General features: G+C 45.6%; 24 protein-coding genes and 1 pseudogene. 20 read left to right on the top strand and 5 right to left on the bottom strand.

Annotation, left to right across the window (positions count from 1 at the left end; all coding sequences use genetic code 11):
- The first annotated feature begins 146 nt into the window (after nucleotides 1-146).
- Complete coding sequence (gene udp / locus L5M18_RS08640; protein WP_317629892.1) at nucleotides 147-905, top strand: uridine phosphorylase; 759 nt, start codon at nucleotides 147-149, stop codon at nucleotides 903-905.
- A 102-nt stretch (nucleotides 906-1007) separates the two neighbouring features.
- Here udp and L5M18_RS08635 read toward each other — a convergent pair whose 3' ends face one another.
- Nucleotides 1008-1760 (bottom strand): outer membrane protein OmpK, encoded by a 753-nt coding sequence (locus L5M18_RS08635; RefSeq protein ID WP_263148021.1) that lies wholly within the window; start codon nucleotides 1758-1760, stop codon nucleotides 1008-1010.
- Nucleotides 1761-2235: 475 nt separating this feature from the next.
- On the opposite strand from L5M18_RS08635, the gene L5M18_RS08630 reads away from it, so the two are divergent.
- The 3 genes from L5M18_RS08630 to L5M18_RS08620 are packed head-to-tail and all read left to right on the top strand — an operon-like array spanning nucleotide 2236 to nucleotide 4592.
- Complete coding sequence (locus tag L5M18_RS08630) at nucleotides 2236-2706, top strand: NfeD family protein (RefSeq protein WP_263196584.1); 471 nt, start codon at nucleotides 2236-2238, stop codon at nucleotides 2704-2706.
- A 12-nt stretch (nucleotides 2707-2718) separates the two neighbouring features.
- Nucleotides 2719-3654, top strand: coding sequence for an SPFH domain-containing protein (locus L5M18_RS08625; RefSeq protein WP_105251260.1), 936 nt, complete (start codon nucleotides 2719-2721; stop codon nucleotides 3652-3654).
- Entirely contained in the window at nucleotides 3654-4592 is a 939-nt protein-coding gene (locus L5M18_RS08620) for an SPFH domain-containing protein (RefSeq protein ID WP_181800857.1), read from the top strand. Before L5M18_RS08625 ends, L5M18_RS08620 begins: the two co-directional genes overlap by 1 nt.
- Nucleotides 4593-4773: 181 nt before the next feature.
- Here the strand turns inward: L5M18_RS08620 and L5M18_RS08615 are convergent, their stop codons facing one another.
- From L5M18_RS08615 to priA, 4 genes are all read right to left on the bottom strand, one after another.
- Nucleotides 4774-4998 carry a hypothetical protein gene (locus L5M18_RS08615; protein ID WP_006083282.1) on the bottom strand — a complete coding sequence of 75 codons (225 nt, stop codon included), beginning with the start codon at nucleotides 4996-4998 and terminating at the stop codon, nucleotides 4774-4776.
- A 315-nt stretch (nucleotides 4999-5313) separates the two neighbouring features.
- Nucleotides 5314-6030, bottom strand: a complete 717-nt coding sequence (locus L5M18_RS08610; RefSeq protein ID WP_168825699.1) for an SPOR domain-containing protein — start codon at nucleotides 6028-6030, stop codon at nucleotides 5314-5316.
- 3 nt (nucleotides 6031-6033) lie between these two features.
- Nucleotides 6034-7779: an arginine--tRNA ligase gene (gene argS / locus L5M18_RS08605; RefSeq protein ID WP_263196582.1), complete on the bottom strand. Its 1746-nt coding sequence runs from the start codon at nucleotides 7777-7779 to the stop codon at nucleotides 6034-6036.
- Between the two features lie 134 nt (nucleotides 7780-7913).
- Nucleotides 7914-10109, bottom strand: a complete 2196-nt coding sequence (gene priA, locus L5M18_RS08600; RefSeq protein WP_113940093.1) for a primosomal protein N' — start codon at nucleotides 10107-10109, stop codon at nucleotides 7914-7916.
- A 102-nt stretch (nucleotides 10110-10211) separates the two neighbouring features.
- Between priA and L5M18_RS08595 the strand changes: the two genes are divergently transcribed.
- From L5M18_RS08595 to L5M18_RS08520, 16 genes and pseudogenes are all read left to right on the top strand, one after another.
- Complete coding sequence (locus tag L5M18_RS08595) at nucleotides 10212-11225, top strand: FimV/HubP family polar landmark protein (protein WP_263196580.1); 1014 nt, start codon at nucleotides 10212-10214, stop codon at nucleotides 11223-11225.
- A gap of 181 nt (nucleotides 11226-11406) precedes the next feature.
- Nucleotides 11407-11619 (top strand): 50S ribosomal protein L31, encoded by a 213-nt coding sequence (gene rpmE / locus L5M18_RS08590; RefSeq protein WP_063883331.1) that lies wholly within the window; start codon nucleotides 11407-11409, stop codon nucleotides 11617-11619.
- Between the two features lie 522 nt (nucleotides 11620-12141).
- Nucleotides 12142-13386: a malic enzyme-like NAD(P)-binding protein gene (locus L5M18_RS08585; RefSeq protein ID WP_263196578.1), complete on the top strand. Its 1245-nt coding sequence runs from the start codon at nucleotides 12142-12144 to the stop codon at nucleotides 13384-13386.
- 186 nt (nucleotides 13387-13572) lie between these two features.
- Nucleotides 13573-15516, top strand: a complete 1944-nt coding sequence (csrD, locus tag L5M18_RS08580; protein ID WP_263196576.1) for an RNase E specificity factor CsrD — start codon at nucleotides 13573-13575, stop codon at nucleotides 15514-15516.
- Nucleotides 15517-15761: 245 nt separating this feature from the next.
- Complete coding sequence (locus L5M18_RS08575) at nucleotides 15762-16640, top strand: MSHA biogenesis protein MshI (RefSeq protein WP_105251268.1); 879 nt, start codon at nucleotides 15762-15764, stop codon at nucleotides 16638-16640.
- Nucleotides 16637-17239, top strand: a complete 603-nt coding sequence (locus L5M18_RS08570; RefSeq protein WP_263196575.1) for a fimbrial assembly protein — start codon at nucleotides 16637-16639, stop codon at nucleotides 17237-17239. The genes L5M18_RS08575 and L5M18_RS08570 overlap by 4 nt, the downstream gene beginning before the upstream one ends.
- Nucleotides 17236-17886, top strand: coding sequence for an MSHA biogenesis protein MshJ (locus L5M18_RS08565; RefSeq protein ID WP_198573053.1), 651 nt, complete (start codon nucleotides 17236-17238; stop codon nucleotides 17884-17886). The genes L5M18_RS08570 and L5M18_RS08565 overlap by 4 nt, the downstream gene beginning before the upstream one ends.
- On the top strand, nucleotides 17873-18193 hold the full coding sequence (locus tag L5M18_RS08560; RefSeq protein WP_263196574.1) for an MSHA biogenesis protein MshK: 321 nt from the start codon (nucleotides 17873-17875) through the stop codon (nucleotides 18191-18193). Before L5M18_RS08565 ends, L5M18_RS08560 begins: the two co-directional genes overlap by 14 nt.
- A 14-nt stretch (nucleotides 18194-18207) precedes the next feature.
- The gene (gene mshL / locus L5M18_RS08555) at nucleotides 18208-19890 is read left to right on the top strand and encodes a pilus (MSHA type) biogenesis protein MshL (RefSeq protein ID WP_198573054.1); all 1683 of its coding nucleotides are present in this window, start codon (nucleotides 18208-18210) and stop codon (nucleotides 19888-19890) included.
- Between the two features lie 6 nt (nucleotides 19891-19896).
- Nucleotides 19897-20805, top strand: coding sequence for an ExeA family protein (locus tag L5M18_RS08550; RefSeq protein WP_212600517.1), 909 nt, complete (start codon nucleotides 19897-19899; stop codon nucleotides 20803-20805).
- Entirely contained in the window at nucleotides 20802-22115 is a 1314-nt protein-coding gene (locus L5M18_RS08545; RefSeq protein ID WP_263196571.1) for a tetratricopeptide repeat protein, read from the top strand. Before L5M18_RS08550 ends, L5M18_RS08545 begins: the two co-directional genes overlap by 4 nt.
- Nucleotides 22112-23872 carry a GspE/PulE family protein gene (locus L5M18_RS08540; protein WP_263196570.1) on the top strand — a complete coding sequence of 587 codons (1761 nt, stop codon included), beginning with the start codon at nucleotides 22112-22114 and terminating at the stop codon, nucleotides 23870-23872. The genes L5M18_RS08545 and L5M18_RS08540 overlap by 4 nt, the downstream gene beginning before the upstream one ends.
- Before the next feature lie 2 nt (nucleotides 23873-23874).
- On the top strand, nucleotides 23875-25095 hold the full coding sequence (locus L5M18_RS08535; protein ID WP_011847942.1) for a type II secretion system F family protein: 1221 nt from the start codon (nucleotides 23875-23877) through the stop codon (nucleotides 25093-25095).
- A 50-nt stretch (nucleotides 25096-25145) separates the two neighbouring features.
- Complete coding sequence (locus L5M18_RS08530; RefSeq protein ID WP_263148047.1) at nucleotides 25146-25640, top strand: MSHA biogenesis protein MshF; 495 nt, start codon at nucleotides 25146-25148, stop codon at nucleotides 25638-25640.
- Nucleotides 25641-25716: 76 nt separating this feature from the next.
- Nucleotides 25717-26331 carry a prepilin-type N-terminal cleavage/methylation domain-containing protein gene (locus L5M18_RS08525; protein ID WP_263196568.1) on the top strand — a complete coding sequence of 205 codons (615 nt, stop codon included), beginning with the start codon at nucleotides 25717-25719 and terminating at the stop codon, nucleotides 26329-26331.
- Between the two features lie 76 nt (nucleotides 26332-26407).
- Nucleotides 26408-26546: pseudogene (locus L5M18_RS08520) on the top strand (IS4 family transposase); the annotation flags it as partial.

Raw genomic sequence — 26546 nt, 5'->3', positions numbered from 1 at the left:
TGCTGGTGTAGTTGGTAATTTCATTACGACTAAACAATTACTTCTTGCCGATAATTCTGTGATCAAGTTAACCTTCACCGCTTCGATACTAGGTTAAAGTCGATTTTATAAGAATTTAATTATCAAAAATGAAAGGGGTTTTCACAATGGCTGATGTATTTCATTTAGGTTTGACCAAAGCGATGCTCGATGGTGCAACCTTAGCAATCGTTCCTGGTGATCCAGAGCGTGTAAAACGTATTGCCGAACTAATGGACAATGCGACGTTTCTTGCTAGCCACCGCGAGTATACAAGCTATTTAGCTTATGCCGATGGCAAGCCAGTAGTCGTGTGTTCAACCGGTATCGGTGGTCCATCGACTTCTATCGCAGTAGAAGAACTTGCACAGTTAGGTGTGAATACCTTCCTGCGCGTTGGTACTACAGGTGCAATTCAACCCCATGTGAATGTGGGCGATGTGATTGTGACTCAAGCTTCAGTGCGTTTAGATGGCGCGAGCTTGCACTTTGCACCTATGGAGTTCCCTGCGGTTGCAAACTTTGAATGTACCACTGCTATGGTTGCAGCGTGTCGCGATGCAGGCGTAGAGCCACACATTGGCGTAACGGCTTCTTCTGATACTTTCTACCCAGGCCAAGAGCGTTATGACACTGTCACTGGCCGTGTAACGCGTCGTTTCGCGGGTTCTATGAAAGAATGGCAAGATATGGGCGTACTGAACTATGAGATGGAATCTTCCACTTTGTTCACTATGTGTGCTACTCAAGGTTGGCGTGCAGCCTGCGTTGCAGGTGTGATTGTAAACCGCACCCAACAAGAAATTCCTAATGAAGCCACAATGAAGAAAACTGAAGTGAGTGCGGTTTCTATCGTGGTTGCAGCAGCGAAAAAATTGTTAGCTTAATTTTTAGTAAGCTAAGCAATACTCCCCTGCAAAGTGAGTGCTCAGAATAGAAAAGGTGCCAATGGCACCTTTTTTGTTGCTTTAAAACTATGCCGGTACCGATTAGAAATGGTATTGAGCAATCACAGAGTAAGTGTCTTGATCGACGCCTTTCACACCGTATTTATTGGTCCACAGATCGTATTCGATACCCACCAATAATTTATTGGCTTGATGATCCCCGAACAGACTCTTACCGAGATCGTATTTTAGCTGTGGGTTGAAATGGAAGTTTTCCTCGTAGCCGTTATCGTCGGTGGCAAATACCCAGTCGATAAAGCCATCGAGTACTATGTTGGCAGATCCAACAGGGATATCGATACGAAATACAGGAGTGAACTGCCAGCCGTCACTATTGTTACCAGTGCTCATACCATCGCGGCGATAGGTATTAAAGTTAAGATAAGTAAAGTATGGTACTGCTACGTCAACCCCTAAACCGTAAAGTAGGCTGTGGACTGGGCCTTCACCTTCTTCATAGGTTAACGCTAGAGACAAGTCTGTTACTGGGCCAAAGGCTATTTTTTCGCCAAGAATTTTACTGGCACTAAAACGTGGCGAAATTTCACCATAGGTAGTGCTTTCCATGCCCGTGTCGTTACCTTTGAAATAGATAAAATCTTGGAAGGCAAACCAATCACCGTATTTCCAGCCGCCAGCCGTTTCCAAGGTGATAGTGGCTTGTTTGTCCGATGGCGCTAAATCGTAGTCTTCGCCATAGAGGGCTGTTGCACTGAAATCCCACCACTGTACTAAGTCACCCGCAAATGCTTGAGGAGAAAGCATTAGTGCTAGGCATAGGCATGTTTTTTTCATTGTTATTTCCTGTTGTATAGGTCGAAGTTAATTCGTGTCTTACTCAATCCGCTCTCTGACCTATGGCATGGTTTGATGGGTAAGTTCAAACCTAGCGCGAGTGTACGTCAAAGGACTTGCTCAAAAGTGGGGGCAATATATGCAAAAATTTACATTTATTCAAAGTTTTTATCGAATGTTGTTGTCAAAATCACATAATCATTAGTGAGGAATTTTATTTTTAGATAATTGATTTTTAATGTTTTTTATTGTTATTGCGCCGCTTGTGGATTGGGGGCTTGCTATCTTTTTGAATTGATTATGCTTAATTTTAAAACAACCTGACGGCTTTCGTGGGCGGATATGGGAGAATGAGGATTAAGTCATAGGTGATTGAGTGTGCGTTTTGACAGGGTAAATTTTGACATATTATGTCGATTATCCGAAACTCTGCTGTTATAGTGCAGTAAAGGACACTCTCATTTCAGGGGGAAATATGGAGTTTTCAAATCCGATTTTAGTGTGGGCAGTGATTGGTTTAGTGTTAATGCTCGCCGAAATAGTGGTTCCAGGTGGCATCATAGTGTTGCTGGGTGCGGCTTGTTTAGTCGTGGCAAGTGCGTTAGGCATAGGACTGGTCGAAGGTGTCGTGCAGAGCATGACCCTGTGGTTTATCTCTGCCATTGTGTTGTTATTGGTTTTCAGACAAGTCACTCAGAGGCTCGTTGGTGGTGATTCCCATGTTGATAACACGGATGAAGCAATCGAACTATACAATCAAATTGTTCGCGTAAAGCAGACCATAGGTCCTGGGCAAACACCTGGGCGGGTGGAGTTTCAAGGTAGTGAATGGCCAGCGCTTGGCGATGGCAGCATTATCGAGGCGGGTACCGAAGTCAGAATTATTTGTCGTGAAAATATCGCTCTAGTCGTTGAGCCTATTTCAATAGAAGCTTCCAAAAACTAAAGGATGGAATCTATGTTTGTATTTACCTTAGTCATTTTATTTATCTTTTTTATTCTTTATAAGTTGATGTTAATTGTGCCGATGCGTGAAGTGCATGTCATTGAGCGTCTTGGCAAATTCCGCGCAGTATTAAGCCCTGGATTTCATTTTTTGATCCCTTTTTTCGATCGCGTCTCCTACCGTCACGATACCCGTGAGCAAGTATTAGATGTGCCGCCACAGAGTTGTATCTCCAAAGATAACACTCAACTTGAAGTGGACGGCTTGGTCTACCTCAAAGTGATGGATGGCAAATTGGCGAGTTATGGTATTGAAAACTACCGTAAAGCAGCGGTGAATTTAGCCCAGACCACTATGCGATCTGAAATCGGTAAGCTGAGTTTGAGTGAGACTTTCTCTGAGCGTGATAGCTTAAATGAATCAATCGTGCGGGAAATAGATAAGGCTTCCGAGCCATGGGGAATCAAGGTATTGCGCTATGAAATTCGTAATATCACGCCTTCACGCCATGTGATCCACACTCTTGAGAAGCAGATGGAAGCTGAGCGTCGTAAACGTGCCGAAATTACCTTAGCGAATGCCGAAAAAGCCGCGATGATCAATATGTCTGAAGGTGAGCGCCAAGAGGCCATTAACCTGTCAGAAGGTCAAAAACAGAAACGGATTAATGAAGCTAAAGGTACAGGTCAGGAGATCGCTATCATAGCGAAAGCAAAATCCGAAGGTATGGCAATGATCTCGCAAGCATTAGCCGTCAATGGCGGTACAGATGCGATGAATATGCTATTAAAAGAACAGTTTATTGCTCAAGTTGGCAAGATCCTCAATGATGCACAAGTCTCTGTTGTTCCCGCTGAAATGGCAAAACTTGAAGGTTTCTTCGAAGGCATGGAGCAAGTCACTCAGACTATGAGTGGCCAGAATAATCTTGGCAAAGGAGCGCGATAATGAATATTCCAGTAGATACAGATTTGATTGTGATGGCGATTTGGGGCCTGATATTTGCCATTTTTGTGATTAAACTATTTCAATCGATCCGCCTAGTACCCACTAAATCGGCTTTTATTGTTGAGCGTTTAGGTAAGTATCACAGTACGTTAGATGCAGGGTTCCATACCTTGATCCCCTTTGTGGATAAAGTGGCTTTTATTCATGATTTGAAAGAAGAAACCATTGACGTACCACCGCAGGAATGTTTCTCGAGCGACGAAGTAAACGTTGAAGTGGATGGGGTGATTTATATCTCTGTGACTGATCCAGTGAAGGCCAGCTATGGTATTACTGATTATCGTTATGCAGCAATTCAGTTGGCGCAAACGACGACGCGCTCTGTCATAGGGACACTTGATCTTGATCGTACGTTTGAAGAGCGTGATGTGATTTCAGCCAAGGTAGTGCAAGTCTTAGATCAAGCGGGTGCCATGTGGGGAATACGTGTGCATCGTTATGAAATAAAAAATATCACACCACCTGAAACCGTTAAAAATGCCATGGAAATGCAAGTAAATGCCGAGCGTGAGCGCCGTGCATTATTGGCTAAGAGTGAAGGTGACAAACAGAGTAAAATTAACCGTTCTGAAGGGGTTAAAGCTGAAACGGTAAACCGTTCTGAAGGTGAGATGCAGCGCCGGATTAACGAAGCCGAAGGTAAGGCTGAGGAAATTTTAACCATTTCCCGCGCAACGGCAGAATCGATTGAACGTCTCGCCTCTGTTATTGCCGCGCCGGGTGGTCACAATGCCCTGCGGATGCAACTCGGTGAGCAATACTTTAAACAGCTCGATGGCTTAAGCCAGAAGAATAGTCGAGTCGTATTGCCGGGTAATATGGTGGATTTCGATTACTGGATGAATAGCATAGGCTTAACGGAAGAAAAACCGAGCTAAGGCTGTGGTTAAAATCTGAAACTAGCTAGTTCATTAAGGTCAAATACTCAGGTGTTTGGCCTTATTTTTTGGCTGAAATTTGATTCTGTGTGATGGAGAGTGGGTGGGTTAGACAGCTTCTGTTGAATGAACCGCCAGAAGCTGCAGTTGGGCATAGTTAAATTTTTCATTGAATGGAAGGCTAATAAGCTAGGCGTTCATGAATTTGGGAATGGGCGTGGGTTTCAATGAGCTTGGCAATTTGGTTTTGTTCTAATTGCTGAAGCGCAGAAATTTCGTCATAAATCTTGTCTTGAACATCCAGCGGCATGCGCACATGTTCCATAAACATCCTAATTCCCAGCATGTCGCCACTCTTGAACAGTTGGCTGAATTCGGTGGCCTCTATCTCGATTAATGCATTCATAATACTTCACCCTGAGGTTGGATTTGACACAGATACAGCGGTCTTGCTGTTAATTAAGAGATACGCCTAAGTTTGATCTAGGTCAATTAAACTGCATATTAATCTTTCTTAATAAAGGATTTTGTTGTTTACAAATAATGGGTTATAAATTTAGTAGATCAGCAAATTTGAAATGAGTTGTTGTTTAAAACTGAGTTTTTATGGGCGGGCAGAGTCAATGCGTGAGTCATGTTATACGGACAAAAAAATAGCGACGAGCGATAAAACGCTGGCCGCTATTTATTCTTAATAGTCTATCAGAAGTAGGCTAAAGCCTTATTTAGGAATCGCCAGAATCTGGCAACCATTAATTCCCGCTTTTTGCAGTGTATGACGTTTACGCTCTGCATCACGTTTACGCTCGAAGGGGCCTAAAGCAACCTTGTACCATACGCCAGTCGTACCTTCGACTTGTCTCACTTGCGCCTCTAAACCTTGGAAAGCGATGACGGCTTTCATCTCGTTCGCCTGTGATTCTTGGCGGAAAGAAGCACACTGCAACTGATATTGCATCGGTGTTCTGCTCGCAACAATATCGGGAATATCGACCTCAACATGCTTATTTTCAAGCTCGTTGAGATAGGTCCATTCTTCCTTTGGTTGTGGTGGCAGAGCATTTGGATCTTTCTTTGGCGGAACAATAAGCTCAGCAGTTTCAGTTGTCTCTACTGGGATAACGACCGCTTGGCGTTCAGGTTCTTTGACCTTAGGAGTAAGCACTGCTGTCTCTTGAGGCTTAACTTGTACTTCCGTTTTCTTGGCTGGAGCGGGTATCGGCTTCACTTCTTGCTTAGCATTATCTTTAATGCTTGACAGGAAATAGACGAAACAACCCACAGCGAGTATGACAAAGCCTATCAAGGTCAGCGGCAGCTTCTTACGCGGCGCCGATTTAGATTGTGAAGGCTTTGCTCGAGTTGGGCGAGTCGCGCGGATTGGGCGCGGTTTAGCGCCCGACTGCGGCCTTCTATTGGCATAATCGCGATTACTCATGGCTTACATCCGCTCTAAGGTTTCAATACCGAGTAGATTTAGGCCTTTTTGTAACGTACGAGCCGTCAGTTGCGCGAGTAATAAACGGCTGTTCTTTTGCGCGTCATTATCGGCGGCAAGCACTGGACAAGCTTCGTAAAAGCTAGAGAAAGCACCCGCTAATTCGTATAAATAAGCACACAGTACGTGCGGCTGACCTTTATCGACAACACGATTGAGGATCTCACCGAACTGCGCCAACTTATTACCGAGATCTTTCTCTTTTTCATGCTCAAGCACGATTTTCGCTTGGCTGAGATCCAGATCGGTTACTCGCTTGAATATGCCCGCAACACGGGTGTAAGCGTACAGCAGGTAAGGTGCGGTATTGCCTTCGAAGCTGAGCATTTGTTCAAAGCTGAAAATGTAATCGCTGGTGCGGTTTTTCGACAAGTCAGCATATTTAACGGCGCTGATCCCAACGACACGGGCAATTTCAGTCAGCGTGGCCTCATCCATATCAGGATTTTTGCTACGAACGAGTTCTAGCGCGCGCACATTGGCTTCTTCTAACAGGTCAACTAACTTAACGACACCGCCGCTACGGGTTTTGAATGGACGGCCATCTTCGCCGTTCATAGTGCCAAAACCTAAGTGTTCTAACGACATATCTTCACGGACAAACTTAGCCAGTTTCGCTAGGCTAAAGACTTGTTGAAAATGCAGTGCCTGACGTAGGTCAACAAAATACAGGACGCGATCGGCCTTTAACACGTTCGAGCGGTAGCGCATTGCCGCAAGATCTGAGGTGGCATACAAATAGCCGCCATCGGCCTTTTGGATGATCACTGGCAGTGGCTCACCTTCTTTATTGCGGAAGGCTTCTTGGAACACAACTTTGGCGCCGTTGCTTTCGGTTAATAAACCTTGGGCATCTAAATCTTTAACTACTTGCTCGAGATCGGCGTTATAGGCACTTTCACCGTGCACGTCGGCGCGGGTTAGGCTTACACCTAAACGGGCGTAAACTTCATGGCAGTGGCTCAACGAAATGTCGTTAAATTCGCGCCACAGTTTGTTGCAGTATTCATCGCCAGATTGCAACTCAACCACTAATTGACGAGCGCGGGTCGCAAACTCGGCCGATTCGTCGAAGCGCAGTTTGGCAGCGCGGTAAAAGTTTTCTAAATCAGACAGTTCAAGTTGCGCTTTCTCACCATTTTTGGCGCGTAGCTCTTCCATGTAGGCCAGCAACATACCAAATTGTGTGCCCCAGTCGCCGACATGGTTTTGACGAATGACCTTGTGGCCTAAAAATTCTAGCGCACGCACCACACTGTCACCAATGATGGTTGAACGTAGGTGACCTACGTGCATTTCTTTGGCGAGGTTGGGTGAAGAGTAATCAACAACAACGGTTTGCGGTGTCGGTAACTTGATACCTAAATGCTCATCGTTGACGGCATTTTGCAGTTGATCAGCTAAGGCGCTGTCGTTGATAAAAAAGTTGATAAAGCCAGGACCTGCGATCTCAACCTTAGCCACATAAGCCGAAGCCGGTAAGGTGTCGATGATCAGTTGGGCTAATTCGCGTGGATTCTTGCCCGCGACCTTAGTCAGCATCATGGCTAAGTTGGTTGCCAAGTCGCCATGACTCTTATCCTTGGTTCGATCTACCTGAATGCGTGCTTCAAAGTCAGCAGGCACAATACCTTGTTGTTTAAAGGATTCTAGAGTTTGTTCAAGTAATGATTGGATATGTGATTTCATGGGTTCTAATCGGCACTAACTTTAAGAGTGAATACAGGGAATAACCGCATATTTTAGCCGTTTGTGGTTAACAATTGCTATCTTCCCGATGATTTTTTATCAAATGGCGCTTAAATACTTATCAAATACTCGACTCAAAGGAGATCCTGTGGATCTCTGTCTAAGCTCCATCGGCAGCGTTTAGCTTCGATAAGTTGTTCTACAAGCGGATGAATACGTTCAAACTCTTGTTGCAAGCGATTGCGGTTTTTAGCTTGGAATAAGAGTTGGCGGCGGAACTTGCCGGCTTTTTTATCTAAGGGCGCTGGCATAGGACCAATCACCTCAAATTCTTTATCTTGCGGCAAAAGCGCGGCAAAGGCGTTGAGAAAGTTATCGGCATCACTGGCTAAATGCGCTTCGGCGCGCACCAACACCATGTGCCATGCTGGCGGCAGCAGTGCTTGTTGACGTTCTTTGAGCTGGCTGCGAGCAAACTCGCCATAACCGCGGTGCAGCAAATCCCGCAAAATGGGATTGTCGCTCTGGTGAGTTTGCAATAATACCGTGCCGGGTTTACTGGCGCGCCCTGCACGACCTGCAACTTGGGTATAGAGTTGCCCAAAACGCTCAGGTGCGCGGAAGTCGGCACTAAATAAGGCGCCATCGACATCGAGTAACCCAACAAGCGTGACATCAGGGAAGTGATGGCCTTTAGCCAGCATTTGCGTGCCGACGAGGATTTTATATTCCCCCTTATGAATCGCATTTAAGTGGGTTTCTAATGAACCTTTAAGGCGGGTCGTATCACGGTCGATGCGCACCACGGGATGTTTCGGAAACTCTTGCTGCAGCGCTTCGGCGAGCTGTTCTGTGCCTATGCCTTGGCCCATCAACATAGTGCTGCCACATTTGTGACACTGCTTAGGGATAGCGTATTGATTGCCACAATGGTGACAGCAAATTTCGCCAAGGGATTGATGTACTGTGAAAAACGCGTCGCAGCGGTCGCATTCGTGTAAGTGCCCACACTCGTGGCAAAGCAGGGCTGGTGCGAAGCCGCGGCGATTGAGAAACAACAAGACTTGGTTGCCTGCGTCTAAATGCAGGCGGATTTCGTTCAGTAACGGCACTGACATACCGGCTTTCAGCGGCATATTTTTAATGTCGATAATGCCTTGGCGCACTTTTTTAGCCGCACCTGCGCGTTCACCCAATTGTAAATGATGGTAACGGCCGCTTAAGGCATTTTGTAGACTTTCGAGTGAGGGCGTCGCTGTGCCCAAAATCACCGGAATCGCTTCTAAATGGCCACGCATGACTGCCAAGTCGCGGGCATGATAACCAACGCCTTCCTGTTGTTTGAAACTACTGTCGTGTTCTTCATCGAGTATGATGATGCCGGGATACGCCATAGGTGTGAACAATGCTGAGCGGGTGCCGATAATGATTGCAGCCTGACCACAGCGGGCTTGGCGCCATGCTTCGAGTCTCTGATTGTCGGTTAACCCTGAATGCAAAATGGCAACATTGACTTTGAAACGGCGCTTAAAGCGGTTGATTGTCTGGGGTGTTAAGCCGATTTCAGGCACTAAAATTAACGCTTGTTTGCCTTGCTTGAGGATTTCTTCGAGTACAGCAAGATAGACTTCCGTTTTACCCGAACCGGTAATGCCTTCTAATAAAGTACAGTGATATCCTTGTTGCAGATTTAAAGTGGCAACGGCGACGGCTTGTTCTTTATTGAGTTTATGTGGCGTTTCGTCCATTTCGAGTGTGGTGCGCCAGTCGAGGTTAAGCTCGGCAATTTTTTCATGGCGTGCCACCCAGCCTTTATCTTCTAGGGCTTTAAGCGCCGCTTTACTGATGTCTAAGCTGATAACCTCTTCTTGGGTTAAGCTGGCGGTTTTGAGTAACTCGAGTAGTTTTTTCTGTGCGGGTGCGCGTTTAACCGCTTCGGGCGCAATATTTTGGCCTATTTCAGTTAATTGCCAGAATTGGATTTTTTGTGGCGCGGCATCGAGCCCTTTACGCAGAGCCACAGGTAAGGCTTGGGTTAGCATCTGCCCTTGGCTGCAAAAATAGTATCTCGCAGCCCAAAGAGTTAATTTATAAAGTGATTCAGGCAGTAAAGGTTTATCGTCGATAAACTCGAGCACAGACTTAATTTGCTTTGGGGCTAAGCTGCAAGACTCAGTGATACCTGTGACTAACCCGATCAATTGTTGACGACCGAAGGGAACTTTAACGCGCACACCTATTTGCGGTGTACTAGGATAGGATTCGGGTACGCGGTAGCTAAAGGTTTGCCGCATAGGCACAGGTAACGCAACTTCGACAAACAATGACATATGCAGGCAAGTCTTAGACAAGAATGTGGTTTAGTGTACTCAGCGCGGCTGGCTAGGGCTAGCCCTAATGATGGTTTACCAAGGATAGTTGAGAGTAAATAAATGGCTAATATAGTGAAATCATTAGGTCTACTTGCTTTGGTGTGCAGCGCACCTAGCATGGCTCAAGTCTCCCATGTGAGTATTAATAGCCGGATGTTTGAATTAGGCGCTTATCCTAAACTCAGGGTTAATGTGATCGCAGACAATCAAGATATGTCGCGCTTAGAGTTTGTTGTGCAGCAAGCTAGCGGCGAAGAAAGGTTAATGGTTGAGGAGATTAATCGCTTTTTAGTTTTACTCACTGGCGTTGAAGATGTGAAGGATAGCAGCGCTAAGCTCTTAGTGAGAGAGTATCGCCTTGACCGATGGTACGACGTCAAAAGTATCAATTTATTCGGCGCGGCTAAACCGGCCTCTGCCGCGTTAACGACAAAAGCGGTTTCGGACACTAAAAATACCACCACAGCGGGCACCCCCAAAAGTGCGGATAAAGTGGGCATTAAGCCTGTAAAAGTAGTGGCAGAATCAAAGCCACTTGTAGAGGTAACGCCCGCAGTGACTGTTGCTACTGCTGCAAATACCCAATCCAAAGTGCCAACGGTAGAAGTGGTGACTGGCTTTAGATTTCCTGAAGCCGCGAACAAACAAAATACGTCGGCTACTGAGATAAACGCCTTCGCTAAAACCTCTGAGACGATTGCTGTTGAAAAAGGGGCTGTTGAAAACGCTGCAACTGAAACTGTGGTTCCAGAAATAGTGAAAACGGCAAATAATGAGCAAAAACAGAATATTGCTGAAACGGCCTCACAGACGCCCGAACATTGCCAGTTAACGTATCTTGCTGGCGAGACGTTGTGGCGTATCGCTAATCGATATGCCAAGGATTGGGATGTGAGTGTATATGGCGCTATGTTGGCGATTTATGAGGCAAATCCTGTGGCTTTCTCGAAGAATAGAATCAATGCACTCAAGAGCAATGCGGTGCTATCTTGTCCTTCGAAAATGATTTTGGATCAGCATTCTGATGCTAAAGAGGCGCGGGCGGTATTTGAGGCTAAAGAAGCGGGAAAATAAGCCGCTTAACTAAAGTCAAAATAGACACGGATTAACCGGCAAACGCTCAGATAATCTACTTGTATCCCTTGTAGGTATGCTGTACCATTCTGCGCCCTAAACATATTGTTATTAACATGCATGTGGTGTCCGACTACGGGTTGGAAGAGCGACATGGCCTTACACTTTTGAGGTAACCCCAATGAAACCAGGTATCCACCCAACATACGCTATCATCACTGCAAACTGTACTTGTGGTAACGTTATCAAAGTAAACTCTACTGCTGGTAAAGATCTGCATTTAGACGTATGTGGTGCTTGTCACCCATTCTACACTGGTACACAAAAAGTTGTTGATACCGGCGGTCGTATCGACAAATTCAACAAGCGCTTCGCAGTGCTTGCAAAGAAATAATTGCGATTGCATTGTTTCTAGAAAAGGCGCCTATGGCGCCTTTTTGCTTTTTGTTATTCGTCAATTTTCTTTATTCCGCTTATTCTACATATCTAGCTGGTACGACTTCACTCAATAAATCGTCAACTTATTCAGTATTGAGAGTTCAAGTGTATAATTCGACTTATTTATAGCAATTAACTATAAGATAAATATGCTAGTTGCCATATATTGTAATTTAACCAACATTTTTGAGATTAAGTCGCTACAACTAGCGCAGTAACTACAAAATATATGTTTGTTTCCTACAAAACATATTAAGAAATGCAGCTTTATTATAGGAGATAAGTTTATAAAACTAAGCTTAGAGGGTCTATTTGGCGGCTAAAGTGAAATTTATGAATCTCTTATTTATAAATTCCCCTTATTGGCGTATCTTACCCCGACCAGCCAGACTATTAACATCACCCTTTGGTGAGACTAGATGTGTGTTGGTAGGTCTTACTCTCATAAATTATAAATGTCGCATTTCAGGATTTTAAAATGTCAGATATTCGTCAACAAGCACTCGATTATCATGAATTTCCCATACCAGGTAAAACCGCAGTTTGCCTTACCAAACCCGCCGAAACGAGTCACGATCTCGCCCTAGCTTATAGCCCTGGTGTGGCTGAGCCAGTACGCGAAATCGCTGCAGATCCTGACAATGCGTATCGTTATACCAATAAAGGTAATACGGTTGCCGTGATTACCAATGGTACGGCTATCTTAGGTTTAGGGAATTTGGGCCCTTTGGCTTCTAAACCTGTAATGGAAGGTAAAGCATTATTGTTCAAGCATTTTGCGAATATCGATTCGACAGATATTGAGATTACGCATAATACGCCTGAGGAATTTATCAATACTGTTGCTGCGATTGCTGACACTTTTGGTGGTATCAATCTTGAAGATATTAAAGCGCCCGAATGCTTTGTTATCGAACGTGAATTGATTGCTCGTTGTAAAGTGCCGGTATTCCATGACGATCAACACGGCACCGCAATCGTGACCGCGGCGGGTATGATCAATGCGCTGGAAATTCAAGGCAAGTTGATAAGCGACGCGACTTTTGTGTGTATGGGCGCAGGTGCAGCTGCCATCGCTTGTATGACTATGCTGGTAAAATGCGGTGCGAATCGTGCCAATATTTACATGCTAGATACTAAAGGTGTTATTCATTCTGGTCGTACAGATCTTAATGAATATAAAGCACTCTTTGCGAATGATACCGAGAAACGCACGCTTCTTGATGTCATTAAAGGCGCAGACGTATTTTTAGGTCTATCAGGTCCTGACGTCATTGGTGCAGAAGAAGTCGCGCTGATGGCCGATAAGCCAGTGATTTTTGCGTGTTCTAACCCAGACCCTGAAATCAAACCTGCACTTGCTCATGCAACACGTAGTGATTTGATCATGGGTACGGGTCGTAGCGACTATCCAAACCAAGTGAATAACGTATTGTGTTTCCCGTTTATTTTCCGTGGTGCATTGGATGTGCGTGCGTCTTGCATTAATGATGAGATGAAAATTGCGGCAGTTCATGCAATTGCATCACTGGCAAAAGAGTCAGTGCCTGCGAGTGTATTGAAGGCTTACCCTAATGTGAAGTCGCTGAGTTTTGGCCCTGAATATGTGCTGCCAAAACCTATGGATCCACGTTTATTGCCTAATGTTGCCCGTGCGGTTGCACAAGCGGCTATCGACTCTGGTGTGGCTGCGATCACCACTTTACCTAAATACGCCGACTAGGCTAAAAGTGGTAAAAACATTAAAAAGAGGCTAATTAGCCTCTTTTTTGTTTTTAAGTGGACATTAAAGTCACAGCGTCTTAGTTGCCTTTTAGGTTATGCTACTGAATAATCAACGGACAACTTTTGTTGAGCTTCTGTTAAAATCGCACAAATAATTATAATAATCCTGCAGGATAGCGGATAGATGAAATTCACCCGAATGTTAACTACAAAATTAACCAGCTTTTGGTTAATGTCATTAGCCGCTATCGCCTTCGTATTTTTGCTGAGCGCTATGATGAGTTTCGTGCAGCTGACCTATAAATTTCAGCAGCAAAAAGTCGCTGAACTCGAAACTATGTTAGTCGATCAGTTCCAACACCAACCGGATTGGGAACTAGAGGCTTGGCTACCGCCTATGTTGCTTGCTTATAATGCCGTTAACTTTCGGTTGACCTTGAAAGATGAAGTATTATTTGCCTATGAAGGCAACCTTTCTACGCAAAATGCGATGGTGTATGACCATGTGCTAGAGCCGACATCTGGTTTGCGTATGCAGTTAACCTTGACTCAGCCCTTTGAACATTACACTTTCAGTTGGTATGAAATTCTGATTTTGTTGGTCGGTATCTTAGCCGTGGCTGCCTTAGTGCGTTTTGGTTATTTATGGTTTTCACAGCAGCTCGATGGCATTGAAGAATTAGCCTTACGCAGTCGATTGATTCTGCAAGGTAAGCATGAGCAAGCACTCGCTACCCCCGGAAATGGTAGACCAAGACTGATTAACCGTGCTTTGACTAAGTTGTTAGAAGAGTTACAAGACGCACAAAAGGAGCGGGGGCGTTTTGACAAATTCATCCGTTCTAATACCTTTCTTGATGCGGAAACGCGCATTGGTAACCGACTCTTTTTGAATAATCGTCTCGACGCCCTTAGTCATAATCAGGCTATGCTTGCCCACGGGGTAATCTATTTATTAGAAATGGATGATCTGGATTTATTGCAGCAATCCCAAGGTGAAGCAGTGACGAAAGAGCTATTAAACTCGACAGTTAATGCGATAAGTCAATTGCTGCAAACTCAAGCTAATAGTATTTTTGCCCGTCGCTCCCATAATCAATTTGCCATAGTCGTGCCGCAAATCTCCTTAATTGAAGCGGATCAATTTGCCAGCAAATTACTCAAGATATGTCTAAGCCAGCCTTTGCCTGATGTTGAGAATCGCGATAACTTTTTCCACCTCGGATGCGCTTATTTTACCGCAGGCGATAATGCGGCTCAGTTAATTGAAGAAGCCGATATGGCTTTGAGGGCGGCACAATTACAGGGGAATAGTAATTGGTTTATGTATGACAAAGGCGCGATTGATGAAGAATTTGCCAAAGGCTCAGTGCGTTGGCGAAGCTTTTTAGAAAACGCATTAGTGCAAAGGCGATTTTTCCCCTTTAGCCAGCCGATAATTGATTCAGATGGTAATGAGCACCATAAAGAGATATTTACGCGGGCTAGGGATAATCAGGGGGCGTTAATCCGTGCCACACTCTTCATTCCTATGGCGAATAAATGTGGCTTAATGCCACAGGTCGAACGGCAAATTATTGAGCGGGTATTGTTATTATTGTCGAATGAATTAGCAGACGGCGTATCGAATGCTCAAACAGTTAAGAAATCAGCGCCGCAGATATACAGTATTAATCTGAGTTTGGATTCGCTAATGAGCCGAGCCTTCACTCAATGGCTAAAAACGACGCTATTAGAATATCGCCATCTAACCACGCGACTGATTTTCGAAGTGTCTGAAGATATCGTTATTCAACATCAAGAAAAGTTGCAGCCTAAATTAGATATGATCCGTAAAATGGGCGCGAGATTATGTGTCGACCATGTGGGTCAGCAGGTTGTCGGTACTTATTACATTCGCGAATGCCATTTTGATTTAATTAAGTTACACAGATCCATCGTGCGTCATATTCATTTACGACCAGAAAACCAATTATTTATCCGCAGTTTGATTGGCGGTTTATATCGAACGGAAGTACAAGTCTGCGCCGAAGGGGTAGAAGTCTTTGAAGAGTGGCAGACACTGCAAATCCTCGGTGTTGGCGCAGCGCAAGGAATGTATTTCAGTGAACCCATAGAGGCTAAGTAAGGGAAGTTCAGTGTTTGGGTGATTAATGTCGTCTTAGAGACAAATAGATCCTATTATTCACGTATTTATCTATAAAATACGAGCATTTGCGGCTAAACTAGCCAGTGCCAAAAATATGACGTTTGCGGTTTTTATTCTGTATCGAGCAGGTCATAGGTCAAGGAGCACTGGAGAGTGGAGTGACAGGAAGTTTGTGCGAAAGAGACTACTCAAGCTTTTAAATTCAGTTGGTTATAGGCATCTTTATGGAAAAAAGTCTTATAGGTCGATTAGCCTTTTGGCAGAAGAGAACAGAACCGACTAGCCTTGGTGTCTATGTCTGCGCCGATAAATTATGGGTGTACGCACCTGCCCAAAAAGAGAATGCTGAGCAGTGGTTACCCTTTGAGCTGAAAGATGAGCACTGGTCATTGGCGTTTGCTGCTGTGGCTAAATCCTTTCCTAATGCACAGTTACAGCTGATTTTGGCTTCAGGCCTTTATCAATTACTGCTGACCGATAAACCGAATGTCGATACTGTCGAGTTATCCCAAGCTTTGCTGTGGTCAATTAAAGACATGGTCACGCTACCTGTACCGCAAATCCATTTGGATTACTTTGAGTCACCCATTCCGAGTAATAAAATCAACGTTGTGGTGGTGGATAAAGCTAAGTTAGTGAGCATGGTGCAGGCCATTCATGAACAAGATTTACAACTTTTCGGTATTAGTATCGAAGAGTTAGCCGTGACTAACCTATTTAATGATGACAACCAAGCGCGTCTGGTGGTAAGCCATAATCCCGGTCAAGAATTGCTACTGACTGTGGTTAAGCAAGGTCAGCTGTATATGCAGCGTCGCGTGCGCGGATTTACTCAATTGGATAAGACTCAAGCGGATGAGTTAAGTTATGGCATGGCAGACAATTTAAGCTTAGAAATTCAGCGTTCTATGGATTATTTTGAAAGTCAATTGAGACAGGCTCCGGTATCTTCTATCGAACTCCTCGCCGATGGTGCCGTGGATACTTTAGCTAAGTTAGTCTCGGCAAACTTCAATCAAGCTGTGAATGTCATTGATAAAAGCTGTGTTGGCGCGCGAATGGCGGGATTAGCCTTTGCTGAATTTTATCGAGGTACAGAGTGATTAAATACCGAGTCAATCTTTACACTCCTTCATTATTGCCCCCGAAGCAAAGATTAACCTTTGCGCGTTTAAGTGCTTACGCCTTGGTTTTTGCGATCTTATTTGCGGTTTTAGGTGGTTATAGCTACTGGCAAGTCAGTGAGTTACAACAGGCCCAGCAGTTGGCTGCCCAACAAAAGCAGCAATTCGATACCCAAAAACAGGCATTAGAAGCACAAATTGCTGCGCGTAAACCCGATGCCGATCTTGTTGCGCGAGTCGATTTAGCGGCACAACAGTTAGAGCTTAAGCAATTACTCATGGGAGAATTGAGTCTTAGGACTTCTTTAACCAGTCGTGGGTTTGCGCCAGTTCTTAAAGATTTAGCCATCGTGTCGGATGCGAGTGTTTGGCTTAGTCATATCGTCATTAATGAGCAAGATTTTATGTTCGAAGGTTTTGCCGACCATCCTCAAAGCATTCCGCAGTGGATTGGCAAACTCAAAACTACGCAGACTTTAAAGGGGCAAGCTTTCTCGTCGATGAGCATGGATCGCGGTGAAGATAAACCTTTGGCCTTTACCTTGAAAAGCGATAACAAGGAGGAAGCCGCGCAATGAAGCAAAAGTTAGCCCAATTAGGACAACAGTTTGATGCGCTAAGTCGCCGTGAGCGAGTGTTGATCTCAGTCGCCATTCTGGCCGTGGTCGGAATGCTGAGTTATTTACCTTTAGAGTCCCTGTGGAAAACCCATGTGGCTGTTTCACAACAGCTAAAAGCCTTAGAGCAGGAAAACGCGATTTCGGCTCAGCAGGTTGACTTGTATCAGCAACGTTTAGCGTTAGATCCCAATCAAGATTACCAACAGCGTTTAGTGTTGTTGCAGCAACAAAATCAAGCCCTAGATGCCCAGCTCGATGAGCAGATGGTGGATATGGTGCCGGCAGACTATATGCCGCAGTTGCTGGGTAATTTACTAGGACAAGTGCAAGGGATTAAATTAATTAAGTTTATGTCGATAGCGCCCATCCCATTGTTACCCGTGGGTGAAGAGAAAAAACTCAATCTATATAGCCATGGTATTCGCTTGAGTTTAGAGGGCGATTATTTTTCTGTGTTGCGCTTTGTTGAAGCCGTTGAGGCCATGCCAGATAAACTTTATTGGAAGCGTCTCGACTATAAAGTCGCAGAATATCCAAAAGCGACCGTTGAGATTGAACTTTATACCTTGAGTATTAATAAGGACTTTATCAGTGTTTCTAAATAAGTCTTATATTATCAGTGTGTTGTTATTGGTTAGTAGCCCTATGGTGTCTGCTGAATCGCTGCGCGACCCGACTTTGCCCGGTAAAGGCTTTGCTGTGCAGGGTCATGCGAGTCAAACGCAGGATCAGGCGCTTGTACTTAACAGCATAGTAAGCTCAGGAAACACGGCTTATGCTGTGATAAATAACAAGATATTGTCTGTTGGCGACAGCGTTCATGGGCTGAGTATCGTTAAAATTACCCCCACTTATGTATCGCTGTCCGATGGACGGAAATTGACATTGTTTCAAGCAATAACAGAGAGATAGGGAATACACCTCAGATGAAAGCGATTAAATACTTTACACCTCTGCTCTCACTTTGCCTTGTGGCGTGTCAGACCACAAATAGGCCACAGCCGGAGGCGAGTAAGGCGGAATTAGCGGCCTCAATGGCGACGGCAACGGCATCAACGACGCCACCGCCTGCGACTATGCCGGACGCGGTTCAGCGGGAATTGAATTCAGGCGCATTGCTATCAGGTTTGACCCCCACATTGGAAACTGAGCGTCGTTTCGATGTATCAGCCCACGATGTTGATGCTAAAGTATTTTTTCCAAGCTTAGTCCAAGGTACACCACTGAGTGTCGCCGTACATCCTGACGTGCAAGGTACGATCTCATTATCCCTTAAAGGTGTGACGTTAACTGAAGCAATTCAAGTGGTTGAAGATATCTACGGCTACGAAGTGAGTCGCGAAGGGCGCATCCTAAGAGTGTTTCCTGCTGGGATGCGTACCGAGACGTTTCCGCTGAACTATCTCTATATGGAACGCGATGGCTTATCTGTGACGTCAGTGAGTTCAGGACGGATTTCGGATAGCAATAATTCCAATAGTAATTCGAACAATAACAATTCAAACAATAGCGGCTCGAATAATAACAATAATTCGAACAGCAGTAATGGCAATAACTCGAGCAGTAATGGCGGTAGCGATAGTAGCAACGGTACTTTTATCCGTTCGCGTACTAAGACAGATTTTTGGGGGGACTTGAAAGAGACATTATCCTCGATAATCGGCGAAACAGGTGGCGGTCGTCAGGTTGTTGTTACGCCGCAGGCGGGTTTAGTGACCATTCGTGCTTTTCCTAGTGAATTACGCCAAGTGCGTACTTTCTTAAATTCCGCAGAAAGTCATTTGCAGCGCCAAGTGATTTTAGAAGCGAAGATCCTCGAAGTCACCTTATCCGATGGTTATCAGCAAGGTATCCAATGGGATAATGTGCTGGGACATGTTGGCAATACGAATGTGAATTTTGGAACATCAGCGGGCCCTGGTTTAAACGATAAAATCACCTCGGCGATTGGTGGTGTGACCTCGCTGAGTATTAAAGGTTCTGACTTTACGACCATGATCAACCTATTAGATACCCAAGGTGATGTGGATGTATTGTCTAGCCCAAGGGTGACTGCATCGAATAACCAAAAAGCGGTGATCAAAGTCGGTACTGATGAGTACTTTGTCACTGATGTTTCATCGACCACAGTAGCGGGCACAACGCCTGTGACCACTCCACAAGTCGAGCTCACGCCGTTTTTCTCGGGCATTGCCTTAGACGTTACGCCGCAAATTGATAGTGACGGCAATGTGTTATTGCACGTGCATCCATCCGTTATCGATGTGAAAGAGCAGACTAAAGACATCAAAGTGAGTGACGCTTCGTTGGAGCTACCTTTAGCGCAGAGTGAAATTCGTGAGTCTGATACTGTCATCCGCGCCGCCTCCGGTGACGTAGTCATCATCGGTGGCTTGATGAAGAGTGAAAACATTGAAGTGGTATCGCAAGTGCCTTTGTTGGGTGATATTCCTTTCCTCGGTGAATTGTTTAAAAACCGTAGTAAGCAGAAGAAGAAAACCGAGCTTATTATTCTGTTAAAACCTACGGTAGTTGGCGTTGATACCTGGAAAACTGAGCTGCAACGTTCTAAGACCTTATTAGATCGTTGGTATCCGGAGACAAAGTAAGCTTCTATGTATCAGAAGCATTTTGGCCTAAGCCAACCTCCATTTTCACTGACACCCAATACCGGATTTTTTTTCGGCCTGTCGCCACACGTGGAAGCCTTGCAAGTGTTGCAAACTGCGCTACAAACGGGCGAAGGCTTTATCAAGGTGACAGGGGAAGTGGGGACTGGCAAAACGTTGATTTGCCGCAAGCTTATCAACGAATTGCCGAGTCAGTTTCATTGCGCATATTTGCCTAATCCTTATCTCACTCCTACTGAATTACGCTGGGCGGTAGCGAGTGAGCTGGGCCTTAAATACACCAGCAATATCGACCAGCAGCAACTCACTGGACTTATTCAACAGCAGCTTTTAGCCTTGAGCGCCCACGGGCACGCCATCGTATTGGTACTCGATGAAGCGCAGGCATTGCCTGACGACAGTCTTGAGGCGCTGCGGTTATTCACTAATCTGGAAACCGAGACACGCAAATTATTACAGGTAGTGTTATTTGGGCAACCCGAGCTCGATGACAGGCTTAAACGCCAAGAATTTAGGCAATTAAGACAGCGGATTACTTTTAGCTACAACCTTCGCCCACTAACATGGGATGAAACCGACGCTTATATTCGCCACCGATTAGCTATCGCTGGGCGTGCGGGCGAACCACTCTTTACATCACGGGAAACACGTCAGATAGCTTATGCGTCCCGAGGGATCCCCAGATTGATCAATATTCTTGCCCATAAAGCCTTGTTATTGAGTTTCGGCGAAGGCGCTACTCGTGTGCAAACCTCCCACGTTAAAGCCGCAATTCAAGACACCGAAGATGCAAGTGTTCGCCGATTATTATCGTGGAAATGGTTGCCTTTTTTCACTTTGATGACAGTGGCTTTCGGTTTGGGATTACAACACTTTTTCAGGGGTGTTGTATGAGCGTGATCAACAAGATGCTGCAGGATCTCGACAAGCGTCAGCAGGGGCATGAGCTCAGCAACGTGGCTCAGCCACAGGTGCAATATTTAGCTCGCAGGCGGGCTCCGTTTAACGGGCTGCTGCTCTGTGGTGTGTCATTGCTATTCGGTGGCGCTCTGGTTTATGGCTGGCAACTTTTCATGGCAAAGCCTGCTGAAGCGATTATTTCGGCTCAAACAAATGGGCAAAATGAATCGACTAAGACTCAAATCGAGCCTGTGCAGATAGACAAGATTACTTCGAGGCAGTCTCCAGCAAGCGTCGAAGTCGCCGAAGAACCGCTTAACGTTGCGACTACGCAGGAGTTTACGACTAAGAGTGAAGAGCTTGAACCCATTGTCGACGACGTTGTACTTAATCCGCTGCAAGAATTTGAATCAGAAAATGAGGTTGAACAAGAGTCACAACGGCAACAAGATGAGAGCTCAGCACTCGCAGATGACCTAGTCGATACGGCAAGCGAGCCAAGCCATTCACAGTCAAATCGTGTGACATCGAGTGTGCGAAGCGCCGAGGTCACTGCTGCCGCACCCTCTGCATTAATGATGTCAGAACGTGCCAGTGTTGCCGCCGATAATGAACTTAACGCGAGCAATGAGCTTAAAGTACAAGAAGTTAAAGCAGATGCTGGCACTAATCGACTCACGCCCCAACAGCAAGGGCAAATGGCGATTACTGAGGTGAAGTTGACCCCAAAGCAGCTGGCGCAGAAGCGGTTCACCTTAGCGAATGAGGCTGAAAGGGATGGCAAACTCAAAGATGCCATTAGTTATTATGAGCAAACATTAGGCTTTGATCCCAGTATGCATGAAGCGCGCAAGCAGTTAGCTGCGCTGCATTATGGGCAAGGTCAATTAGCCAAAGCCAGTGAAGTGTTACAGCAAGGCATGCTGTTATTCCAACAGCAGTTAGACTTTGCCTTATTGCTTGCTCGGGTTCAGCAAGCCTCTGGTCAGGCTGATCTCGCATTAGTGACGTTAGCCAACATACCTGACACGCATCCACTGGCGAGACAAAAGTGGATGGCACAATCGGATTTGGCGCAAAAGTTAGGACAGTTTTCGTTGTCAGAACAAGCCTATAGACAATTATTACAACAAGAACCTCAACAGGCTAAATGGTGGATGGGGCTGGCCTATGCGCTCGATTCGCAGCAGCAATTTCCCCAAGCACGCCAAGCCTATCGGACTGCTTTAGGCCATAGAGGCTTATCGGCGCAGGCGAGTGCCTTTATCGAACAACGTTTGACTCAGCTAGGAGATAGCCAATGAAACCCAGATTAAAAATGCGTTTGGGCGATCTGTTAGTTCAAGAAGCCATTATTACTGAAGCGCAGTTGCAACAGGCGTTGGCCGAGCAGCGCAATACGGGCAAAAAACTGGGTCGTACTCTGATTGATTTGCAATCGATTACCGAACATCAGTTACTGCAGTTCTTGTCGCAACAATTGAATGTGCCTTTGCTGGATATCAGTAAAATGCCTATCCCTGCGGAAGTGGTGCATCTTATTCCTGAGGTGCAAGCACGACGTTTCCGCGCTTTAGCGGTTGAAGACCGGGGCGATAGCGTATTGGTTGCAATGAGCGACCCCGCGGATTTGCAGGCGCTCGATCACCTCGAAATGCTTATCGCACCTAAGCGTTTGAAGTTAGCGGTAGCGCCCGAGCAGCAACTGCTGCAAGCGTTTGATAACTTATATCGCCGTACAGACCAAATTGCTCAGATTGCCGGTAAACTCGAAGAAGAATACGCTGCCGACGAGATGTTCGATTTAGCCAGCCTCACGTCGGGCGATAGTGACAATGAAACCACAGTGGTTAAGTTGCTGCAGTCGATTTTTGAGGATGCGGTGCAAATGCGCGCCTCGGATATTCATATCGAACCCGGTGATAAAGCCTTACGTATTCGCCAGCGTATCGATGGTCAGCTACATGAAACGATTCTGAATGAAGTTAATATTGCTGCCGCTTTAGTATTGCGACTTAAGTTGATGGCGGGTCTCGATATTTCCGAAAAACGTTTGCCGCAGGATGGTCGTTTCCATATGGAAATCAAAGGTCATCATATCGATGTGCGTATGTCGACTATGCCGATTTACCACGGCGAATCTGTGGTGATGCGTTTGCTCGATCAATCGGCGGGTTTATTGACCTTAAACGAAACCGGTATGCCGCCTGCTATTTTGGCGCGTATTCGTAAACAGATTAAACGTCCCCACGGCATGCTACTGGTCACAGGTCCAACGGGTAGCGGCAAAACGACCACCTTGTACGGTATTTTGAGCGAGCTTAATACCGCCGACCGTAAGATCATCACTGTCGAAGATCCGGTCGAATATCAATTGCCGCGGATCAACCAAGTACAAGTTAACCATAAGATTGGCTTAAACTTTTCAAATGTATTACGCACTACCTTACGTCAAGACCCCGATATCATCATGGTGGGGGAAATGCGTGACCAAGAAACCGTGGAGATTGGTCTTAGGGGCGCATTAACGGGTCACTTTGTGCTATCGACCTTGCATACCAACGATGCGGTCACCAGTGCGCTGCGTTTACTCGATATGGGCGCTGCGAGTTATTTAGTTGCTAGTGCCTTAAGGGTGATTATTGCCCAGCGTTTAGTGCGCCGTGTCTGCCATAACTGTGGGGTAGAGTATCAACCGACACCGCAGGAAAAAGCCTGGCTGAGTAGTGTGAGCCGCAAAGATTTTACCCATGCGAATTTTAGGATTGGCACGGGTTGCCAGAGTTGTAATGGCAGTGGTTATCGCGGGCGGATCGGTATTTTTGAAATCCTCGAGCTAGATGAAAAGATGATCGATGCTATGCGTACTGGTAATCCGCAGGATTTTGCCAGTGCCGCGTTGCAGAGCCCTAACTTCACCCCACTCGCTGAGTCAGCTTTGCAATATCTGAGCGAAGGCATGACGACGATTGAAGAGGTCGCTAAGTTGGTGGAAGACGTGAGTGAATCTCAGATACCTTTGTCGAAGGATATTATCAGCCAACAAGGCGTTGAGGCGTAATTATGCCAATTTATCAATACCGTGGACGCAGTGGTCAAGGTCAATCCGTTACGGGACAATTGGATGCCGCGTCGGAAAGTGCCGCTGCTGACATGCTATTGGCGCGCGGCATTATCCCCCTTGAAGTCAAAGTCGCCAAAGTAGTTAAGTCGTTCTCACTGACTAAGTTATTTGGTGGGAAAGTCGCGTTAGAAGAATTACAGATTTTTACCCGACAAATGTACTCCTTGACCCGTTCTGGTATTCCTATTTTGCGGGCGATTGCAGGCTTATCTGAAACGGCGCATTCCCAGCGAATGAAAGATGCGCTTAATGATATTTCTGAGCAGCTCACCGCAGGGAGACCCTTGTCATCATCCATGAATCAACATCCCGATGTGTTTGATTCTTTGTTTGTTTCTATGGTGCACGTGGGGGAGAACACAGGTAAGTTAGAAGATGCCTTCATTCAACTTTCAGGTTATATCGAGCGTGAGCAAGAGACGCGGCGACGAATTAAATCGGCCATGCGTTATCCCATGTTTGTATTGATTGCGATTGCGCTCGCTATGGTGATCCTCAATATCATGGTGATCCCTAAGTTTGCCGAGATGTTTTCTCGCTTTGGCGCCGACTTGCCGTGGGCGACAAAAGTGTTGATTGGCACATCAAATCTATTCGTGAATTATTGGGCGCTGATGTTGGTGGCGCTGATTGGCACTATTATTGGCATTCGTTACTGGCACCATACGGAAAAAGGTGAGAAGCAGTGGGATAAGTGGAAGTTACACATTCCCGCCGTAGGGTCGATTATTGAGCGTTCGACGTTAGCCCGTTATTGTCGCAGTTTCTCTATGATGCTCAGTGCGGGCGTGCCGATGACGCAGGCCTTAAGTTTAGTGGCCGACGCGGTAGATAATGCCTACATGCACGACAAGATAGTCGGTATGCGCCGTGGCATAGAGTCTGGCGACTCTATGCTGAGGGTATCGAATCAGAGCAAGTTATTTACGCCACTAGTGCTGCAAATGGTGGCTGTGGGTGAAGAAACGGGGCAAATCGATCAATTACTCAATGATGCGGCAGATTTCTATGAGGGCGAAGTAGACTATGATTTAAAGAACCTCACCGCGAAATTGGAGCCAATTTTGATCGGTTTTGTGGCCGTGATTGTCTTAGTGTTGGCCTTGGGGATATACCTGCCAATGTGGGATATGCTCAATGTGGTCAAAGGCGGTAAGTAAGCGATATGGATAATATTTATTTCCTATCTTATACGTGGGACTGAGGTTAAATGCAGACTCAGCAAAAGGCTGAAAGCGATCTATTACGTATCTATGGACGCATGATCGCCATTGGAATTGTGTTGGTTATCATGGCGGTGATCGGAGCTAAGTACTTTTTTACGCTACCGCAAATAGCGGCTCGTGGATTGGAAGTGGAACACGCCCGTTTTTTAAATGTGCTGGTGATGGTGCGTTCCCAGTGGTTGTCTTTGGGCAAGCCGGCGCAATTGCAGTTGAACTGGGAGGTATTTGATAATCCCTCCCCAGAAACTGAGTCGAGTGTTGTCGATATCAATGATTTAGGATGGCCACAACCTAAGCACTTAAATGATCAAGGTTGCCAAGATTTGTGGCAACAGTTAATGGGCGCTGAAACTGATAATTTAGGTCTAGAGGCGGATTATTTGGCTAAGGATAATAGCTGCCACTATCGGTCTAAAAATGGCGATAGTTTAGGCTATCAACTGAACTCTGGCAGGGTCATTTTTTTGACTGCTCCGTAAAATATTGTTAACTCAATGGCTTTTTAAAATTGATTTAACTGTTAGAATAAAATTTCTGAGGTCTGGGGACATATATATGAAAACTAAGCAAACAGGGTTCTCATTAATCGAACTTGTGATTGTGATTGTGATTTTGGGTTTACTCGCCGCAACTGCGATCCCACGATTCTTAAATGTCACCGATGATGCTGAAGATGCCAGTGTTGACGGTGTTGCGGGTGGTTTATCGACTGCAGTGAGCTTTGTGCGTTCTCAGTGGGAAGTTGATGGGCGTCAAAATAGCAGCGTTATCCTCGACGGTAACACGGTAAATGTCGATACACGTTTTGGCTATCCAACGGGAACTTCAGTAACCAGTGCGACAGCTATGACAAATGCCAGTTGCCAAGAAGTGTTTAACACTGTGTTGCAGAGTGCTCCACGTAACGTATTATTTAACCAAGATGCACGTAATCAACGTTATACCGCTCGTGTTATTAACGCCGCAGGCGGCAGTGCTAACTCAATTACTGGCGCAGTCGTCGCAGGTTTAGATTTATGTGTTTATCACCAAGTGGCTTCACTGGTGCTAAATCAAACGAATGGTGTACCCACTCCTGCCCCTGATTTAACAACGGTAGGTGCTAAGGGAATAGTGTATAACCCAGGCACAGGCAGAGTACTGAAGAATCCCCTGATGATTTACAAATAAATCATCAAATTAGAGTGGAAGCGCATCTTGTTGCATGATCAAATGGTTTCGCTAAAAACTACACTTGGACAACAAGATGCGCGAAGCCAATATCCTACAACATTCTTTACACCAATACTGCCCAGAACTTCACCTAAAACGATTAAACAGCTTGATGCTGGCCTCTAAGGCACTGATTGAATGTAAGACACTGACCTTGACTGAGTTAGGTCGAA

Origin of the sequence: Shewanella sp. SM20 (assembly GCF_025654545.1) — a bacterium.
In the GTDB taxonomy this organism is placed as follows: Bacteria; Pseudomonadota; Gammaproteobacteria; order Enterobacterales; family Shewanellaceae; genus Shewanella; species Shewanella oncorhynchi.
Note: the sequence above shows the minus strand (reverse complement) of the source record. Positions and strands in the feature narration are given on the sequence as shown.